Below are 19,226 nucleotides of genomic sequence, written 5' to 3' on the forward strand. Positions count from 1 at the left end.
GACGTGGCGGAGCGGACGGTCCACGTCGGCCGCACCAAGGACGAGATCAAGAACTCCCCCGAGTTCGACAAGGACAAGCACGCCGGTGCCCGCCCCTCTGTGCCACTGAGCGACGGTCAGGCTCGGTGGTCTCCGTAGTAGCCACCGACCTGCTCGTGGTAGCCGGCGTCACCGATGTGCTTGTCCTTGTCGAACTCGGGGGAGTTCTTGATCTCGTCCTTGGTGCGGCCGACGTGGACCGTCCGCTCCGCCACGTCGACGGACGAGATGACACCGGCCGGGAGCAGCACCTGCTTGCCGAAGATCCACACTCCGGTGTCGACGACGATGTACGCGGCTCCGACATCCTCGGAGTGCTTGTCGACCTTGCCGATCGAGCCGTCGCTCGCCTCGACCTTGAACCCGGTCAGGTCCATCCCGGGCTGGTGGCCGGACTCGGCCTGGTAACCCCACATATTGTCCGTCATACAAAAACCTCCCCTTGCAATGCGTGAATACCGAGGAAGCCCGTCCGGTATTTCGGTGGGCGACCCTCGGCAGGTCGGGTGCCCATCGTTTTCCGTCCCACACCTCCATCCATTCATTGATGGCGTTCCTCGCGCCATCGAATACCGGGGCAGGACAAGTACAAAAATCAACATAACCGCGTTGCCGGCGCGGAATGCCCGGTCGGCGCGGTCGGTCCGCATGAGACAGGCCAAGCGGGTTACTCGGGGGACGTGCTGAGAACCGGAATCGTCGCGGTGGTCGTGAGTGCCGCACTCGCAGTTGTCGTTGTTGCCGTGGCGGTATCGCCCTGGTGGTGGGTGGCCGCCGTGCCACTGGCCGCGCTCGGCGTGATCGGTGTGTGGGACCTGACCCAGCGGCGGCACTCGGTGCTGCGCAACTACCCGGTGATCGGGCACGCCCGCTTCCTGCTGGAGCGCATCCGTCCCGAGCTCCAGCAGTACTTCGTGGAGCGGAACTTCGACGGCCGGCCCTTCGACCGGGACATCCGCAGCATCGTCTACGAACGGGCCAAGGGCACCGCCGCCGAGGAACCGTTCGGCACCGAACGCGACGTGTACCAGGCGGGATACGAGTACCTGGTGCCCTCGATGGCTCCCCGTCCGGTGCCCGAACACCCGCCGCGCGTACGGATCGGAGGCCCGGACTGCACCCGGCCGTACGACATGGCACTGCTGAACGTCTCCGCGATGAGCTTCGGCTCACTGTCCGCCAACGCCGTCCTGGCGCTCAACCAGGGCGCCGCGGCGGGCGGTTTCGCGCACGACACCGGTGAGGGCGGGCTGTCGGAGTACCACCTGCGCCCGGGCGGTGACCTGGTCTGGGAGATCGGCACCGGCTACTTCGGCTGCCGGACCCGCGACGGGGACTTCGATGCCGGGGAGTTCGCCGAGAAGGCGTCGGGGGAGAGCGTCAAATGTGTGTCGCTGAAGCTGTCGCAGGGTGCCAAACCCGGGATCGGGGGCGTACTGCCCGGGGCCAAGGTCAACGCTGAGATCGCCCGGGTGCGGGACGTCCCCGAGGGAGAGACGGTCGTCTCACCGCCGTACCACCGGGTCTTCTCCACGCCCCGTGAACTGGTCCGCTTCATCGCGCGGATGCGGGAGCTGTCCGGCGGCAAGCCGGCCGGTTTCAAGCTGTGCGTCGGGTCGCGGCGCCAGTTCCTGGCCGTGTGCAAGGCGATGATCGAGGAGGGCACCGCGCCGGACTTCATCATCGTCGACGGCGCGGAGGGCGGCACGGGTGCCGCCCCGCTCGAATTCGCCGACCACATCGGCACACCGCTCACCGAGGGCCTGATGACCGTGCACAATGCACTGGTCGGCGCGGGCCTGCGGGACCGGATCCGGATCGGCGCGAGCGGCAAGATCGCCACCGGAGCCGACCTGGTCAAACGTCTGATCCAGGGCGCCGACTACGGCAACGCGGCCCGCGCCATGATGTTCGCGGTCGGGTGCATCCAGGCCCAGCGCTGCCACACCAACACCTGCCCCGTCGGTGTCACCACCCAGGACCCGCGACGGGCCCGTGCGCTGGACGTCGGCGACAAGGCCGCGCGCGTACGTCGTCTCCAGGAGGCCACCGTCGGCAGCGCCCTCCAGATCATGGCCTCCATGGGAGTTACCGACCCCGCCCAGCTCCACCCGCACATGCTGCGGCGGCGCATCGACCCGCAGACCGTGCGCTCCTACGACGTGCTGTACGAGTGGCTCTCCCCCGGCCAGCTGCTGGTCGAGCCGCCCGCCGACTGGGCGGCCGACTGGAAGGCCGCCGACCCCGACCACTTCACCACCTGAGTGGACAGCCGCCGCGCTCCGAAATGTGAATTCGTGCACCGGAAATGGCCACGCCCGCCCGGGATCCGAGAAATGCGATCCGGGGCGGGCTGTGGTCATGGCTGACCGTGCGGTACAAGAGGCACGGGTCAGCGACGACGCAGCATCATGACGACAGCGACGATGACAATGATGAGGACGACAGTACCCAGGCCTATGTACACGATTTTCTCTTTCCGTCGGGGAGCGGCACCCACCGGCACCGCACAAACCCGAGTGCCCCCGACAAAGCATTTCAGGCCGCCCAGGTGAATCTGTTGCGCAGGATTCGGCTCGGCACGCGCCGCACCCCGGGTCCACGCCTCCACTCCACTGGCTCGTCCGACGCCGCTGTGGCGCGCACAACGGCTGGGGCGTCGGGGCGGTGTTCGGGGGCAGGCGGTGTGCGATGGGTGAATTCCCGGCCCTGTTGTCCGCCTTGTGCTTCGGTGCCACGCACTTCGTCAACGGCCTGCCGTCCCGGCGGATCCACGGGACGACCGTCGCCCTCCATGCCGGACGATCCGGTGACCGTCGCTACCCAGTTGCCGCCGGTTCCCCCAGCCCCTCCCACGGCCTGGCCAGCCCCACCAGCGCAACTCCCGCCGCCGCCACCGCGATCAGCATGATCACCGCCATCGGCAGCGAGCTGTCCTCACCGAACAGTCCGACCAGGGGCGCGGCGAGGGCGCCGAACAGGAACTGGAGGCCGCCGAGGAGGGCGGAGGCCGCGCCGGGGGCGGTGCGGCCGAGGGTCTGGCCGATGCTGAGGGCCGACGGGAAGACCATGCCGATGCCGCCGGCCGTGACGAACAGGCTGATCCAGGTGCCGGCGAGGGTCTCCCCCACGGTCAGCACCAGTACGACCTGCGTGAGCGCACCCAGCGCGGCGACGCCGACCGCCGCCATGAGCAGGGTGTTCAGCCGTACTCGTCCGGCGAGTCGGGAGAAGGCCGCGCCGGCGATCAGCATGGCGACGGCGTTGCTGGCGAAGATGAGGGAGTACGTCGTGGCCGACACCCCGTGCAGGTTCTCGAAGACGAAGCTGGAGCCGCTGATGTAGGCGAACAGCGCCGCCGAGACGAAGGCGAGGACGAGCACGCACCCCATGAAGGTGCGGCGGCCGAGCAGCGCGCCCATCGCGCGGAAGGTGTTCGTGATACCGCCGGTGTGCCGTCGCTCCGGCGGCAGGGTCTCCGGGACCTTGCGCAGGACGCCCAGCAGCAACAGCCCGCCCATCGCGGTCAGTACGACGAACACCGCGCGCCAGGTCGACACGGCCAGGATCGCCCCGCCGAGGACCGGTGCGACGACCGGTGCGACGCCCATGATCTGGGAGAGCACCGCGAAGTAGCGCGGAAGTTCGGCGCCGTGGAAGCGGTCGGTGAGCACGGCGCGGGCCAGCACCATGCCGGCCGCGCCCGCCAGTCCCTGGAGGAACCGGGCGCCGGCGAGCAGACCGACGTTGGGGGCGAGGGCGCAGGCGACGGAGAAGACCGTGAACGCCGCCGTCCCGGACAGCAGCAGCCCGCGGCGGCCGAGGCTGTCGCTCACGGGGCCGATGAGCAGCTGTCCCACGACGAGTCCGGCCAGGAACGCGGTCATCGTCAGCTGTACGGCCGAGCTGCTCGCGCCGAGCGCGTCCCCCATGGCGGGGAACCCGGGGACGTACTTGTCGGTCGCGAGCGGGGCGACCGCGGTCAGCGCGGCGAGGACGGCGACCAGGGCTACGGCGGCGCGCCGGGAAGGGTCGCTGGAGTCGGCCGGTGCCGCGGGGTGCGCGGCGGCTGGACGGAAGGGGGACGGCGATACCATGACCGTAACGGTAACTGATGGTTCACCGGTTAACAATGACAGATCCCTGCAGCCCCGACCGAAGTCCCTGAAGTCCCGGAAGCGAGAACAAGAGCCGCATGTCGCCCTCCCCCGCCGACGTCCGCGCACAGTGGACCGAGCACAACCCCGGCCTCGACACCTCCCCCATGGAGCTGATCGGCCTGCTCAAGCACGCCACCGGGCTCCTGAACCGGGCGGTGGAACCCCTCTACGCGGGAGCCGCGCTCACCGCCCCAGAGGTCGACATGCTGATCCCCCTGCGCCATGCCACCGAACCGGTGATCGCCCGCCGGCTCGCCGAGCGGCTGGGCCTGTCCCGTGCGGGGGTCAGCAAGGCCCTGGGCAAGCTGGAGAAGCGCGGCCTCATCGCCCGCACCCCGAATCCGGCCGACCGGCGGGCCGCGCTGGTGACCATCACCCCGGCCGGAGCCAAGGCCGTGGACGAACTGTTCCCCCGCCAACTCGCCGCCGAAGTACAGCTGTTGGCGGGCCTGGGCGAGGACCGGGGCCGGGTGCTGAACGCGCTGGAGCGCCTGGTGGAGGTCATGGAGCGTCAAGTAGGCAGCGACTGAAGGGCTCCTGACGCTCCGTCACTCCCTTTCAGGTCGCGCTGTCCCACCGCACATGAAGCGTCGGCGGCTTGCGGAAGACCAGCCCCTGCGGGGCCGTCGGGTGGTCCGGGTCGAGGCGCAGGGACGGGAGGCGGTCGAGCAGGTGACGGAGGGCGATACGGGTCTCCAGGCGGGCGAGGTGCGCGGCGAGGCAGTAGTGCGGGCCGTGGGCGAAGGCGAGTTGGAGACGGGCGTTCTCCCGGCGGACGTCGAAGCGGTCGGGGTCGGGGAAGACCGCCGGATCACGGTTGGCGCCGGCGAGCGAGACCGTGACCAGGTCGCCCTCACGGATCGTGGCCGGGCCGAGGACGGTGTCCCGGGTGGCGTAGCGATCCACGACGGCCGCGCCGGGTTCGAGGCGCAGCGATTCCTCGATCGCGCCGTCGAGCAGCCCCATGTCGGCGCGGACGCGGGCGAGTTGGTCGGGGTGGCGAAGCAGGTGCAGCAGCGCGTTGGTGATCATCGCTTCGGTGGTCTCGATGCCCCCGAACATCAACACGGCGGCGTTGGAGGCGACTTCGGGCACCGTCAGCTGCCCGGCGGCCGAGACCAGGAGTGAGGCTCCGCCCCGGTCGGCGACGGTGGCCTCGACGGCCGCGCGCAGTTCCGCGTAGGCGGCCGTACCGGCGGCTCCCGCCGCGTGTCCGGCGGTGATGTCCGAGACCGACCGCACGATGGCGTCGTACCAGGAGAGCACGGTGGACGGGGTGGTGCCGGTCAGTCCGAGCGCCTCGGTCACGACGGCGACCGCCAGCGGACCGGCGAAGGCGCGGCGCAGTTCGCCGGCGCCCGCCGGTCGCAGCACGGTGACGAGCCGGTCGGTCTCCCGCTCGATGAACGAGGCGAAGCCGTCCCGTACTTCGCGCGGCCGGAAGGGCGCGGTGAAGGGTTCGCGGTGGCGGGTGTGCCGCTCCCCGTCGAGGGACAGCATGCTCGGGCCGACGACCTGGGCGGTAGAGAAGCGGGGGTCGTCCACCGTGAAGGTGGCCGCGTCCCGCATCACGCCGAGCGCGAGGTCGCGCCGGGTCACCAGCCAGCCGTCCAACTCGGGCAGCCAGGACACGGGTTCGCTCTCGCGGAGCCGCGCCAGCCGTGGATGCGGGTCGCGGGCGAGTTCGGCGAGCGTCGTCCCGGCGCCGAGCGGGTAGGCGGCGACCGTACTCATCACGCTCCAGGTCGGGGCGGAGGGAAACTGGCCATGGCCGAGGCTAACAATTCGGGCGCGACCGCCCGCGGGTGGGGCCGCCCGACGGGACGGCCGTAACCGCATGGCACGTACTGGTCACCGTGTGTCGCGACGTCCCGTCCGTCGCCGCCGACGAATGCGGGCAACAGATCGAATTCGCCCCGCGAGAGGCGGAGTTTGCGCCATCCTGAACGCCACGAGACGCGGACCCGGTCACAGAAGCACGTCGGGCCTCAACTCCCCTGTCACAACCGCCCACTCACGCCCTGATCCGGCTCCCTCGGCCCGACCCGACGACACCGCACCGCACCCGGCTCCCGCCACCGAAACCGACACCGACACTTGAGTCACTCTTGATCACTTCATCAGACACCGACGGACCGGCGATACCCGTGCCTCTCCAGCCCATCCCGTCCGCCCAGGTGACCCCAGCCGCGTCCTGGCGCATTCTTGCTGTGTCACCCACCCGGCGCCACAGGGACGAGGTAGAGCCCCGATGACTGGGAGTGCCCAGCGCGAGAAGGGGACGCCCGGACGGCTCGCCGAGCTGCTCATCGACGCCTCGACGGAGGCGATCGACGCGGCCGGCGGCCACTCCGGGGGCGTCTACCTGCGGTCGAGCACGCCCGGACTGCTGCGCCTCGCCGTGCTGGCGGGGCTGCCCGGGCCGCTGTTCCGCCCCTGGAACCGGCTGAGCGTCGACAACAAGTTCCCCGTCGCGGACGCCTACCGGCTCGGCGTCCAGGTGGTCCTGCCGAACGCCGCGGAGTGCATGCGCCGCTACCCCCAGTTCGCCGCCAGTCTGCCCTTCCAGTTCGGCTCGCAGTACGTGCCGGTCATGAGCGGGTCGACGACGTACGGCGTGCTCACCGTGTTGCGGCCGTCCGCCGCGGACACCACCGAGGTGCTGTCCGGCCTCGACCACATGACCCGGCTGGCCGAGGAGCTGGGCGCGGCGCTGCGGGACCTGGAGGACGAGCACAAGGACGAGGACGGGCCGTGCGTCGCCTGGGACGGCGAGCCGGTGTGCGTCCGGACGGCGGCCACCCATCGCCCCGAGGGCCGGATGGCCCGGTTCTCCTGGGACCCGGCGACGGCCGTCGTGACCGGGGACGGGGCTCTGCACACCCTGCTGGGCGTCGAGCCCGGCCAGTCCCCGGGAACCGCCCGGGCCATGGCGGACGCCCTCGCCCCGGGCGACACGTACCAGGTCATGGCGGCGCTGCGCGCGACGGCCGCCGGGAAACCCCCGCCGCTGCCCCTGCGGGTGCGGGCGGCGGACGGCTCGCCCCGGCTGCTGGACCTGTGGACGCCCGCCACCGGGCCCGTCCCGCCCGCCGGCGGACACCCGGTCAGCGGTGTCGTCCTGGACCCGGGCCCCGCGCCGGTCGCCGACAGCGCAGCCGATCTGCTGCCCGACGGCGTGTTCTGTCTGGACCGGCTGGGACTGGTCACCTACGCCAATCCACGCGCCGCCCAGCTGCTGGGCACCCCGCGCGAGGAGCTGCTCGGCCGCCCGCTGTGGGAGGGCGTGCCCTGGCTGAACCAGATCGGCTGCGAGGACCAGCTGCGCGGCGCCCTGCTGTCGCTGGGGCCGGTGCACTTCCACGTCCGGCGTCCGGAGGGGCAGACGCAGCCGCCGGAGCCGTACGAGGGTGACTGGCTCGCGCTGGCGGTCCATCCTGGCCACGACCAGCTGACCTGCACGGTTGCGCCGTCCACCCGAGTGTCGGGCCCGCCGATCCCGCTGGTGCCGGTGCACCCCGAGGGAGCCGAGGCCCCGGGGAACGGTGTCACCTCGCTCGCCCCGCTGTACCGGCCGATCGTGCTCGCCATCGCGCTGACGGAGGCCGTCACCGCCCGCCAGGTGTCGGCGGTGGTGATGAAGGAGCTGCTGCCCGCGTTCGGCGGCCGGCGGCTGGCGATCTACCTGCTGCAGGAACGGCATCTCTACCTGGCCTGGGAGACCGGCTTCCCGCAGGGCTTCCTCGCCCCCTTCGACGGGGTCGGGCTCGACGCCCGGCTGCCCGGCGTCGAGACCCTCACCACCGGGCGCCCGCTCTTCTTCGACTCCATGCAGCAGCTCGCGGAGGCCTATCCGGGCATCCCGCTGGACGCGGAGGTGGGGGCCCGCGCGTTCCTGCCGCTGATCGCGTCCGGGCGCCCGGTCGGCTCGGCCATCCTGGGCTTCGACCGGGCCCGCAGCTTCAGCTCCGAGGAGCGCGCGGTGCTGACCGCCCTCGCCGGGCTGATCGCCCACGCGATGGAGAAGGCCCAGCGCTACGACTCGGAGGCCGCCCTCGCCCGCGGCCTCCAGCAGGCCCTGCTCCCCCGCCGGCTGTCGGCCCACCCGCAGGTGGAGACCGCCGGCCGCTATCTGCCGGGCACGCAGGGCATGGAGGTGGGCGGCGACTGGTACGACGTCGTCGAGTCCGGCGACGGTCTGGCCCTGGTGATCGGCGATGTCCAGGGGCACGGTGTCCAGGCCGCCGCCACCATGGGTCAACTCCGCAGCGCAGTAAGGGCGTTCGCCCTCGGCGACCGGCCGCCCGACGAGGTGATGAGCGGCACCAACCATCTGCTCATCGACCTCGACCCCGGCCAGTTCGCGAGCTGCTGCTACCTCCGTCTCGACCCGGCGAGCGGACTGGTCCAGGTCGCCAGGGCCGGGCATCCACCGCCGCTGATCCGTACCCCGGACGGCCGCACCCGGGTCTGGGACATTCCCGGGGGCGTAGTACTCGGGGTGGACCCGCACGCCCAGTACCCCGTGACGGAACTCCAGCTGGAGCCCGACTCCATCCTGGCGCTCTACACCGACGGCCTCGTCGAGCGGCCCGGTGTCGACATCGACGACGGCATCGCGGCTCTGCGCGTCGCCCTCGCGAAGGCGGGCGGGCCCGCCGCACGGCCGGGCGGGCGTTCCCTCGCCGGGGTCGCCGACCGGCTCACCACGGCCGCCCGGCACGCGGCCGACCGCCCCGACGACATCGCACTGCTGCTCGCGGCCAGGCGCGCCAAGCCCGGCAGGCACCCTTGATCCCGGTTGGGCCCCGGCCTGCCACCGGGTGTGACGCCCCTCGCCTCCTGAGGTCGGGCAGTGTAGACATGGGCACATGGTCCGCCTGACGGGTCGGCCAAGGGCCCGGTCGACCCACCGCCCCGACGGTCTGCGCGCGCAGCGCCCGTACGACCGTGCCCGTCGGGCGCGCGAACACCGGCACCGGCGGACCGGTCTGGCCGACCGCAGCGTCGCCGGGCAGGTGTTCGTGCTGCAGCTGGTGATCGTGCTGCTGCTGGTCGTGTCGGCCGTGGTGGCGCAGGTCCTCCAGGTGCGGCACGACAGCACCCAGGAGGCCCGCAACCGGTCGGTGGCCGTCGCCGAGACCTTCGCCAACGCGCCGGGCACGGTCGCGGCCCTGCACAGCGCGAACCCCACGGCGATCCTCCAGCCGCGCGCCGAGGCCGCGCGCAAGGCGTCCAAGGTCGACTTCATCGTGGTGATGAACACCGACGGGATCCGCTACACCCACCCCAAACCGGACCGCATCGGCAAGAAGTTCGTCGGGGACATCGCGCCCGCGCTGGCCGGTCACGTCGTCACCGAGGAGATCATCGGCACCATCGGACCGCTGGTGCAGGCCGTGGTGCCGGTCAAGGACTCCGGCGGCAAGGTCGTCGGTCTGGTGTCGGCCGGGGTGACGAAGGCGAACGTCGGCGGCGCCGCCGACCAGCAGCTGCCGCTCCTGCTGACCGCCGCGGGGGTGGCGCTCGCCCTCGCCCTCGGTGGCACGGCCCTGGTCACCAGACGCCTCCAGCACCAGACCCACGGCCTGGGCCCGCACGAGATGACCCGGATGTACGAGCACCACGACGCCGTGCTGCACGCCGTGCGGGAGGGCGTGATCATCGTCAGCGGTGAGGGCCGGCTGCTGCTCGCCAACGACGAGGCACGCCAGCTCCTCGACCTCCCCGAGAACGGCGAGGGACGCCTGGTGCTCGACCTCGGGCTCGACGCCGAGATGACCGCCCTGCTGGCCTCCGCGCGGGTCGCGACCGACGAGGTGCACCGCGTCGGCGGCCGGCTCCTCGCCGTCAACCAGCGCCCCACCGACCTGGAGGGCGGCCCGCCCGGCAGCGTCACGACCCTCCGCGACTCCACCGAACTGCGCGCCCTCTCCGGCCGCGCCGAGATCGCCCGCGAACGCCTCAACATGCTCTACGACGCCGGAGTGGGCATCGGCACCAGCCTGGACGTCACCCGCACCGCCGAGGAACTCGCCGAACTGGCCGTGCCCCGCTTCGCGGACTTCGTCACGGTCGACCTCTACGACGCCGTCCTGAGCGGCGAAGAGCCCCAGCCCGGCACCGAACTGCGCCGCACGGCGTACAGCGGGGTCAGGGACGACGCGCCGCTCTACCCGGTCGGCAAGCAGATCCAGTTCGTGGACTCCGCCCCGCAGGCGCGCAGCCTCGACACCGGTGACGCCGTCGTCGAACCCCGGCTCGGCGAGGCACCCGGCTGGCTCACCCAGGATCCGGAGCGCACCGCGCAGGTCGTGGAGTACGGCATCCACTCGCTGATCACCGTGCCGCTGCGGGCCGGGGCGCTGATCCTGGGCGTGGTCAACTTCTGGCGCTCCGACAAGCCCGAGCCCTTCGACTCGGAGGAGCTGGCCCTCGCCGAGGAACTGGTCGCCCGCGCCGCCGTGTCCATCGACAACGCCCGCCGCTACACCCGCGAGCACGGCATGGCGGTGACCCTTCAGCGCAGCCTGCTGCCCCGTCGGCTGCCCGAGCAGACCGCGCTCGACGTCGCCTACCGCTATCTGCCCGCGAAGGCCGGGGTGGGCGGCGACTGGTTCGACGTACTGCCCCTGTCCGGCGCCCGGGTCGCGCTGGTCGTGGGCGATGTCGTCGGCCACGGCCTGCACGCGGCGGCCACCATGGGACGGCTGCGCACCGCGGTCCTGAACTTCTCCGCGCTGGACCTGCCGCCGGACGAACTCCTCGGTCTGCTGGACGAGTTGGTCGGCCGCATCGACCAGGACGAGACGACCGAGGACAGTGTCGCCCCGGTCACCGGAGCGACCTGCCTCTACGCCATCTACGACCCGGTGTCCCTGCGCTGCACCGTCGCCCGCGCCGGCCATCCGCCGCCGGCGCTGATCCGCCCGGACGGCACCGTCGAGTTCCCCGACGTCCCCGCCGGTCCGCCGCTCGGTCTCGGCGGACTCCCTTTCGAGACCGCCGAGTTGAAGCTCGACGAGGGCAGCCGGCTGGTCCTCTACACGGACGGACTGGTCGAGGACCGGGAGCGCGACATCGACGTGGGCCTGGAGATGCTGCGCACGGCACTCACCCGGGCCGGCGACTCGCCCGAGGACACCTGCCGGGCCGTCCTCGACTCGGAGCTCTCCGTACGGCCGAGCGACGACATCGCCCTGATCGTCGCCCGCACCCGCGCCCTCGGCGCCGACCGGATCGCCGAATGGCAGGTGCCGTCCGACCCCGCGGCCGTCTCCGACATGCGCGCCTCGGTCACCCGCCAACTCACCCACTGGGGCCTGGACGAGCTCACGTTCACCACCGAACTCATCCTCAGCGAACTGGTCACCAACGCCATCCGCTACGGCAACGACCCCGTCCGCGTCCGCCTGTTGCGCGACCGCACCCTGATCTGCGAGGTCTACGACGGCAGCACCACCTCGCCCCACCTCCGCTACGCGGCGATGACCGACGAGGGCGGGCGGGGCCTGTTCCTGGTGGCCCAGCTCTCCGAACGCTGGGGCACCCGGTACACCCCGGCGGGCAAGGTGATCTGGGCCGAACAGGCGTTGTGAGTCCTACACCTCGCCGAGACTCGGCGCCATCACGTCGAAGTCGTTCACGAAGACGGCGATGAGCAGCGGCTCGCAAGCCGCCTCGTACTCCAGGATCCGGGACGAGGGGTTGACCGCCAGCGCCTCGCGCCACCAGGTGGGTTCGCGTGTCCTGGTGCGGCGCAGCCCGGCCGGCAGGGCGACCTCGACACCACGCGGCGCGGGCGTCCAGGTCAACAGGCCGTCCGCGCCCTTCGCGAGCCGTCCGGGTCGCCAACGGCCTTCCCTCTCGGGCCACTTCAGCATGCAGACGGGTCCTCGTCCGGACGTCACGGCCCGGCGCGGTCGCATCCTGCGCGTGATCCGGTCGGTGACGAAGCCGCCCAGCACGAGGACCACCAGTGCCACCACCATGCGCACATCCAACCAGGTCGGAAGCGGCGCCCGCACCGACCGCGGGCGCCGTCACGCTCCCCTACTCGTCGATCGCCGCCCCGAACCGGGCGGCCTTCGCCGCGCCGCCGAGGTCCGCGGCGCCGTACAGCGAAGAGCCTTCCGCGAGCAGGCCGCCCGGGCCCGCAGGCAGCAACCACACATAGCCGTCACCGGAGTTCTCGCCCGGTGCGGAGGCGACGAGTTCGGCGCGGCCGTCACGGTTCGTGTCGGCCAGGCGGACCTGGGAGCCCCAGGCGTCGTCGGCCTCGGCGGTGCCGGGGATGTTCGCGGTGTTCTGGTCGAAGGACTGGGCGCCGGTCGCGGTCAGGCCCTCGTGCGAACCGCGCAACAGCCACACCGCGCCCGCGTCCTGGACGGTGCCGATGTCCTCACCGGGCGCGCCGACGGCCACGTCCGCGTAGCCGTCGCCGTCCACGTCGCCCACGGACAGGTCGTTGCCCCAGGCGTCGCCGTGCTCCGAAGTGCCGGGCACGCCCGGGGAGTTCTGCGACCACCAGTCCGCGGGGCCGGCGGGGCCTTCCGAACTGCCGTAGTAGACGGCGATCTTGCCGCCGTCGTCGCCCTCGGCCTTGTCGTCGGCGCTGCTGAGCTGGCCCAGCACCAGGTCGTCGTAGCCGTCGTGGTTGATGTCGCCGGAGGCGGTGCCGAGGCCGCCGTTGAGGTCCTGACGGTAGGTCAGCGAGGTCTCGCCGCCCGCGTAGAGGGCCGACCAGCCCTGCTGGTAGTCGTCGTCGGGGCTGTAGCCCGAGATGACCAGGTCGGCGAAGCCGTTGCGGTCGTAGTCGCCGGTGGTGAGGTAGGCGGGCTGGAGGCGGTGGCCGCCGGGGTGGGTGGTCGTGTTCAGGGCGCCCATCGTGTGCAGGATGCCGGTGTGGTAGGTGAAGATCTGGGCGCCGTTGTCGTCGAGTACGGCCATCTCGTCGGTGTCGGTCGCCCCGGTGAAGCGGGCCGCCGCCACGGACTGGCCGAACCGGGCGCCGGCGGTGGGCGTGGCGGAGGTGAAGGAGTCGTTCGTCTCGGCTCCGAGGCCCGCCTTGGAGCCGTAGAGGACGGTGACGCGGCCCGCGTTCTCGACGGTGCCCTCGTCCTCGCCGGGCGCGCCGATGATCGCGTCGTCGTAGCCGTCGCCGTCCACGTCGCCGGTGGCGATCGCCTGGCCGAAGGAGTCGTAGGTCTCCGAGGTGCCGGGGACGCCGGGCGTGGACTGGCTGATGACGGCCGTACGGCCCTTGGGGACCGTGTTGTTGGTGGCGATGCCGTTCGGGGCGCCGTACTGCACGGTGACGTATCCGGCGCCCTCCTTGCCGTCGACGGTGCCCGACGGGGCGCCGATCAGGACGTCGTCGTAGCCGTCCCCGTTGAAGTCGCTGTTGCGGTCGACGGCGCTGGTGCCGCCCGGGACGCCCGCGTAGCTGGCCGGCGCGGCGACGATGCCGGCGCCGGCCAGGAGCAGGAAGGTCGCGGACGCGACGGCGGCGGAGACCTTCTTGCGTGACACGTTCGTCATGATGTGTTCCCCCGTGAGTCAAATCTGTTGCGGTCAACGGGTTCGACACGGGACATGGCGCGGGAGTTGTGGTGCCTCGGTGTGCTGTGACACCTCGGTGACAACTGTTGCGTGGCACAGACGGATCAGCCGAGCGCCCGGTCCAGGTTGAACGCGGCGCTGATCAGGGCGAGATGGGTGAACGCCTGGGGGAAGTTGCCCTGTTGCTCGCCGGTGCGGCCGATCTCCTCGGCGTACAGGCCGAGATGGTTGGCGTAGGTGAGCATCTTCTCGAAGGCGAGCCGGGCCTCGTCGACGCGGCCCGCCCGGACCAGGGCCTCGACGTACCAGAAGGAGCAGATCGAGAACGTGCCCTCGTCGCCGCGGAGTCCGTCGGGGCTGGCCTGCGGGTTGTAGCGGTAGACGAGCGAGTCGGAGACCAGTTCCTCGGTCAACGCGTCCAGTGTGGAGAGCCACTTGGGGTCGGTGGGCGCGATGAACTTCGCCAGCGGCATCATCAGCAGCGCGGCGTCGAGGACGTCGCTGCCCTCGTACTGGACGAAGGCCTGACGGGTCTCGGACCAGCCGCGGTCCATGATGCGGCGGTAGATGGTGTCGCGGCAGCCGCCCCAGTACGGCAGGTTGGCGGGGAGTCCGCGACGGCTGGCGAGGCGGATGGCGCGTTCGATCGCCACCCAGCACATCAGCCGTGAGTACAGGAAGTTCTTGCGGCCGCCGCGGGTCTCCCAGACGCCCTCGTCGGGCTGGTCCCAGTGGACGCAGACCCAGTCGACCAGGGCGCACACGTCGTCCCACTGGGCGCTGGAGATGGGCTCGGCCCACTTGTCGTAGAGGTAGATGGAGTCGATGAGGGCGCCGTAGATGTCGAGTTGGAGCTGGTCGGCGGCGGCGTTGCCGACGCGGACCGGGGCGGACTTCTGGTGGCCCTCCAGGTGGGGCAGTTCGCGTTCGGTGAGTTCGGTGCGGCCGTCGATGCCGTACATGATCTGGAGCGGGCCGGAGGGGTTGCCGTCGCCGGGGCTGATGTAGCGGGACACGAACTGCATGAACGCCTTCGCCTCGCCGGTGAAGCCGAGGCGCAGCAGCGCGTAGACGCAGAAGGCGGCGTCGCGGATCCAGACGTAGCGGTAGTCCCAGTTGCGCTCGCCGCCGAGCTGTTCGGGGAGGCTGGTGGTGGGGGCGGCGACGATCGCGCCGGTGGGGGCGTAGGTCAGCAGCTTGAGGGTGAGGGCGGAGCGGTGGACCATCTCGCGCCAGCGGCCCCGGTAGCGGGACTGGGACAGCCAGCGCCGCCAGTACGCGACGGTCGAGTTGAACTCGTCCTCGGCCTCCGTGCGGGCGCAGCCCCGGGGTGTGACGTCGCCGTCGACCTGGTCGAGGGCGAACACCTCGGACTCGCCCTCGTCGAGTTTGAAGTCGGCCCACACGTCGACCTCGTCGCACTCCAGGGGCACGGTGGCGGTGAGCGCGAGGGATTTCTCGGCGGACTCGAAGAGGGCCACGTCGCCGAGCATCCGCGCGGTGTGCGGGCTGGCGCCGTAGTCGAACCTGGGCGCGACCCTGGTCCGGAACGGGACCGAGCCGCGCACGCACACCACGCGGCGGATCAGGCGGTGCCGGGCCGCCTCGTCCGACTCCCCGGTCACCGGCATGAAGTCCTGGACCTCGCCGACGCCGTCCTCGGTGAAGAACCTGGTGATCAGGACGTTGGTGTCGGGGAAGTAGAACTGCTTGGTGCGGGCGGGTACGGCCGCGGCGAGCTCGAAGGAGCCGCCGCGCTCCGCGTCCAGGATCGCGGCGAAGACGCTGGGGGCGTCGAAGGACGGGCAGCAGTACCAGTCGATCGTGCCGTTGGTGCCCACCAGGGCCACGCTCCGCAGATCGCCGATCAGTCCGTGCTCGGCGATGGGCAGATATCCGGGTCCGGTGGGGGTGTCCTGGTGGGACGGGATGTCGACCATCGCGGCAGCCTCCCTGGTTCGGGCCCGCGCGGGCCATGTCCAGCTTAGGTTCAGGTTCTCCGTCGGCCACTCTTCCGGATGCACACTGGAGTCGGGCACGGAATCGTGGGAGTGGGACCAACGGCACGTGCCCGGTCTCGACGAGGAGGCACCATGTCGACAGCGCGACCCCATGAAGGCTCCGAACGCGCCACTCCGGATGCCCTGCTGCACACCCGCACCGGTACCGAGGTGGCCCCGGAGGACCTGGTCCTGGCCACCGGCCGGGACGTCACGCCCGCGAACCTGGAGTGGGCCAGGCGGAAGATCGAGGCGGAGGGGGCGGCCGCGCTGGACAAACTGCTCCCCTAGCCGTCTCCCCGGCACCTGGTTGCCCGTTCACCCTTTCGGAGAGGGTGCTCCGGCTGACAGACTCCGGAGGTGCCCGACTTCGACATGCTTGTGATCGGTTCAGGACCGGGTGGCCAGAAGGCCGCCATCGCCGCGGCCAAGCTCGGCCGCCGGGTCGCCGTCGTCGACCGCCCGAACATGGTGGGCGGCGTCTCCATCCACACCGGGACCATCCCCTCCAAGACCCTGCGCGAGGCGGTGCTGTATCTCACCGGCCTCACCCAGCGCGATCTGTACGGGCAGAGTTACCGCCTGAAGGACGACATCACCGTCGGCGACCTCACCGCGCGGACGCAGCACGTGGTCAGCCGTGAAGTGGACGTCATCCGCAACCAGTTGTCCCGCAACCAGGTCTCGCTGTTCGCCGGCACGGGCCGCTTCGTCGACCCGCACACCATCGCGCTGACCGAAGTCACCGGCCACGAACGGCTGTTGTCCGCGGAGAACATCATCATCGCCACCGGTACGCGCCCCGCGCGGCCGGACACCGTCGAGTTCGACGGGCAGACCATCATGGACTCGGACAACGTCCTGGACCTGCCCAAGGTCCCGCGGTCCATGGTCATCGTGGGGGCCGGTGTCATCGGCATGGAGTACGCCTCCATGTTCGCCGCCCTCGGCAGCAAGATCACCGTGGTCGAGAAGCGCGCCGGCATGCTGGACTTCTGCGACCTGGAGGTCATCGAGTCGCTCAAGTACCACCTGCGGGACCTCGCCGTGACCTTCCGCTTCGGGGAGACCGTGGCCGCAGTCGAGCGGCACACCAACGGCACGCTGACGGTCCTGGAGAGCGGCAAGAAGATCCCGGCCGACGCGGTGATGTACTCCGCGGGCCGGCAGGGCCTGACCGACGAACTCGACCTGGACAAGGCCGGGTTGTCCGCCGACCGGCGCGGCCGGATCGACGTCGACGAGAACTACCGCACCGCGGTCCCGCACATCTACGCCGTCGGCGACGTCATCGGCTTCCCGGCGCTCGCGGCGACCTCGATGGAACAGGGCCGTACGGCCGCGTACCACGCCTGCGGTGAGCCGGTGCACCGGATCGACGACCGGCAGCCGATCGGCATCTACACCATTCCGGAGATCAGCTTCATCGGGAAGACGGAGGATCAACTCACCGAGGAGTGCGTGCCCTTCGAGGTCGGTATCTCCCGCTACCGCGAACTCGCGCGCGGCCAGATCATCGGCGACTCGCACGGCATGCTGAAGCTGCTGGTCTCCCCCACCGACCGCACCCTGCTCGGCGTGCACTGCTTCGGCACCGGTGCGACGGAGCTCATTCACATCGGCCAGTCGGTGATGGGCTGCGGCGGAACGGTCGACTATCTCGTGGACGCGGTCTTCAACTACCCGACGCTGGCGGAGTCCTACAAGGTCGCCGCCCTCGACGCGACGAACAAACTGCGGCAGATCGACCGACTCGGCGACTGATCGTTCACAGGAGATTACTCGCTGGTCAATCTTGAAAGGTCAAGAGCTACGGCTATCATCACACCCACACACGGTGTGACCGTCCGCCGACGCAGCGGTTAAGCGGTATCCACCATTCCCTATCTGTTGTTCCGACCGGCCACTCGACCCGAGGCCACCCCTCTCCGGGTCCGGGGCCGGTCCGCTCAACTCCGCACGTCGTGCAAGACGGAAAGCAGCGCATCCATGAGCAACAACAGGGGCAGAGGGCTGCAGGCCAACGCCCTCGGTACGTTCGACACCGTGGTGATGGCCGTGGCGGGCAGCGCCCCGGCGTACTCGATCGCGGCGACCACCGCGGTCCTGGTCGGCGCGGTGGGCCTGGCCAGTCCGGCCGCCCTCCTCTACTGCGCGATACCCATGCTGGGCATCGCGCTGGCCTTCAGCTACCTCGGCCGCATCGACGTGAACGCGGGCGCCAGTTACTCCTGGGTGGGGCGCACCCTGCACCCCTTTCTGGGCTTCATCAGCGGCTGGGCGCTGGTGATCTCCGCCACCATCTTCATGGTCGCCGGGTCACTGCCCGCCGGGTCGATGACCCTCTCCCTCTTCGACCAGGGCCTCGCCGACAACACGGCGTTGTCGACGGTCGTCGGCGCGGCCTGGTTCGTGATCATGCTGCTCGTGGTGCTCGGCGGCGCCCGGCTCACCGTCCGGGCCCAGCTCGTCATGTCCGGTGTCGAGCTGGGGATCCTCGCGCTGTTCGCGGCACTCGCCATCGTCCACACCGACAACGCCCGCGTCTTCGACTGGTCCTGGCTGGGCCTCAGCCACTTCGACGGAGTGTCCGGCTTCGCGTCGGGCGCGCTCATCGCCGCGTTCTACTACTGGGGCTGGGACGTCACCAGCAACCTCAGCGAGGAGACCCGCAACAGCCGTCGTACGACCGGACTCGCGGGTCTGATCGGTGTCGGCATCGTGTTCCTGCTGTTCGAGGTGTTCACCATCGCGGTGAACGTCATCCTGTCCTCGCGGCAGATCGAGAGCAACGACGCGAATGTGCTGGCCGTGCTCGGTGACGAGATCTGGCCGGGCTGGGGCGGCAAGCTGCTGATCGTTTCGGTGATGCTGTCCACCATCGCGACCCTGGAGACCACGCTCATCCAGGTCACGCGGTCGCTGTTCGCGATGGGCCGCGACCGTACGATGCCGGCCGCGCTGGGCCGGGTGCACCGCACCTGGAACACGCCCTGGGTGGCGATCGTCGTGGTCGGCGGGGTGGCGCTGGCGATGTTCATCGCCTCCAACGCGCTCGGTTCGGTGGGCGAGATCCTCGCCGACGCGATCTCGGCGATAGGCCTTCAGATCGCCGTGTACTACGGTCTGGCGGGCCTCGCGGTGGTCGTCGCCTACCGCAAGATGCTCTTCAAGTCGGCAGGGAACTTCCTCTTCGGCGGGCTGTGGCCGCTGTTCGGCGCCCTGTTCATGTTCTGGATCTTCGTCGAGTCGCTGAGCAGCCTGAGCACCGCCGCGATCGCCATCGGCATCGGCGGACTGGCCGTGGGCCTGATCCCGATGCTCTGGTACTGGAAGCAGGGCAGCGACTACTACCGGCCCTCGCGGCTCGACGCCACGCACACCGTGGAGACGGACTACGTCCCCGACGACTTCGTGCCCGAACAGTCCCGGGTCCACCAGGGTCTCCCGACGGACTTCTGAGGGG

The 19,226-nt window shown here is 70.8% G+C and carries 13 protein-coding genes; 7 read left to right on the forward strand and 6 right to left on the reverse strand.

The genetic code is table 11. From position 1 onward, the window contains the following. Positions 1-116 precede the first annotated feature (116 nt). A complete protein-coding gene (locus AB0I51_RS39195) occupies positions 117-467 on the reverse strand; it encodes a PRC-barrel domain containing protein (RefSeq protein ID WP_362983157.1) in 351 nt (116 codons plus the stop codon). Positions 468-719: 252 nt separating this feature from the next. Between AB0I51_RS39195 and AB0I51_RS39200 the strand changes: the two genes are divergently transcribed. Continuing rightward, positions 720-2,303: an FMN-binding glutamate synthase family protein gene (locus AB0I51_RS39200; RefSeq protein WP_362983158.1), complete on the forward strand. Its 1,584-nt coding sequence runs from the start codon at positions 720-722 to the stop codon at positions 2,301-2,303. A gap of 555 nt (positions 2,304-2,858) precedes the next feature. Here AB0I51_RS39200 and AB0I51_RS39205 read toward each other — a convergent pair. Further along, the gene (locus AB0I51_RS39205) at positions 2,859-4,136 is read right to left on the reverse strand and encodes a multidrug effflux MFS transporter (RefSeq protein WP_362983159.1); all 1,278 of its coding nucleotides are present in this window, start codon (positions 4,134-4,136) and stop codon (positions 2,859-2,861) included. Between the two features lie 98 nt (positions 4,137-4,234). Between AB0I51_RS39205 and AB0I51_RS39210 the strand changes: the two genes are divergently transcribed. Then, entirely contained in the window at positions 4,235-4,729 is a 495-nt protein-coding gene (locus tag AB0I51_RS39210) for a MarR family transcriptional regulator (RefSeq protein ID WP_362983160.1), read from the forward strand. Positions 4,730-4,757: 28 nt separating this feature from the next. On the opposite strand, the gene AB0I51_RS39215 is transcribed toward AB0I51_RS39210, so the two are convergent. After that, complete coding sequence (locus AB0I51_RS39215) at positions 4,758-5,933, reverse strand: cytochrome P450 (protein WP_362983161.1); 1,176 nt, start codon at positions 5,931-5,933, stop codon at positions 4,758-4,760. Between the two features lie 517 nt (positions 5,934-6,450). Between AB0I51_RS39215 and AB0I51_RS39220 the strand changes: the two genes are divergently transcribed. Both AB0I51_RS39220 and AB0I51_RS39225 read left to right on the forward strand, forming a co-directional pair. After that, positions 6,451-8,994, forward strand: a complete 2,544-nt coding sequence (locus AB0I51_RS39220) for a SpoIIE family protein phosphatase (RefSeq protein ID WP_362983162.1) — start codon at positions 6,451-6,453, stop codon at positions 8,992-8,994. A 76-nt stretch (positions 8,995-9,070) separates the two neighbouring features. After that, positions 9,071-11,797 (forward strand): SpoIIE family protein phosphatase, encoded by a 2,727-nt coding sequence (locus AB0I51_RS39225; protein WP_362983163.1) that lies wholly within the window; start codon positions 9,071-9,073, stop codon positions 11,795-11,797. Positions 11,798-11,800: 3 nt separating this feature from the next. On the opposite strand, the gene AB0I51_RS39230 is transcribed toward AB0I51_RS39225, so the two are convergent. The 3 genes from AB0I51_RS39230 to AB0I51_RS39240 form a co-directional block, all read right to left on the reverse strand. Further along, a complete protein-coding gene (locus tag AB0I51_RS39230; RefSeq protein WP_362983164.1) occupies positions 11,801-12,190 on the reverse strand; it encodes a hypothetical protein in 390 nt (129 codons plus the stop codon). Positions 12,191-12,251: 61 nt separating this feature from the next. Beyond that, positions 12,252-13,739: an esterase gene (locus AB0I51_RS39235; protein WP_362983165.1), complete on the reverse strand. Its 1,488-nt coding sequence runs from the start codon at positions 13,737-13,739 to the stop codon at positions 12,252-12,254. A gap of 125 nt (positions 13,740-13,864) precedes the next feature. Further along, positions 13,865-15,700: a glycoside hydrolase family 15 protein gene (locus tag AB0I51_RS39240; protein ID WP_362983166.1), complete on the reverse strand. Its 1,836-nt coding sequence runs from the start codon at positions 15,698-15,700 to the stop codon at positions 13,865-13,867. Between the two features lie 153 nt (positions 15,701-15,853). Between AB0I51_RS39240 and AB0I51_RS39245 the strand changes: the two genes are divergently transcribed. From AB0I51_RS39245 to AB0I51_RS39255, 3 genes are all read left to right on the forward strand, one after another. Continuing rightward, complete coding sequence (locus AB0I51_RS39245) at positions 15,854-16,051, forward strand: hypothetical protein (RefSeq protein ID WP_362983167.1); 198 nt, start codon at positions 15,854-15,856, stop codon at positions 16,049-16,051. A gap of 69 nt (positions 16,052-16,120) precedes the next feature. Beyond that, on the forward strand, positions 16,121-17,524 hold the full coding sequence (sthA, locus tag AB0I51_RS39250; protein ID WP_362983168.1) for a Si-specific NAD(P)(+) transhydrogenase: 1,404 nt from the start codon (positions 16,121-16,123) through the stop codon (positions 17,522-17,524). A gap of 225 nt (positions 17,525-17,749) precedes the next feature. Beyond that, positions 17,750-19,222, forward strand: a complete 1,473-nt coding sequence (locus AB0I51_RS39255; RefSeq protein WP_362983169.1) for an APC family permease — start codon at positions 17,750-17,752, stop codon at positions 19,220-19,222. The last annotated feature ends 4 nt before the right edge of the window (positions 19,223-19,226 follow it).

Source organism: Streptomyces sp. NPDC050549 (assembly GCF_040655035.1).
Taxonomy (GTDB): domain Bacteria; phylum Actinomycetota; class Actinomycetes; order Streptomycetales; family Streptomycetaceae; genus Streptomyces.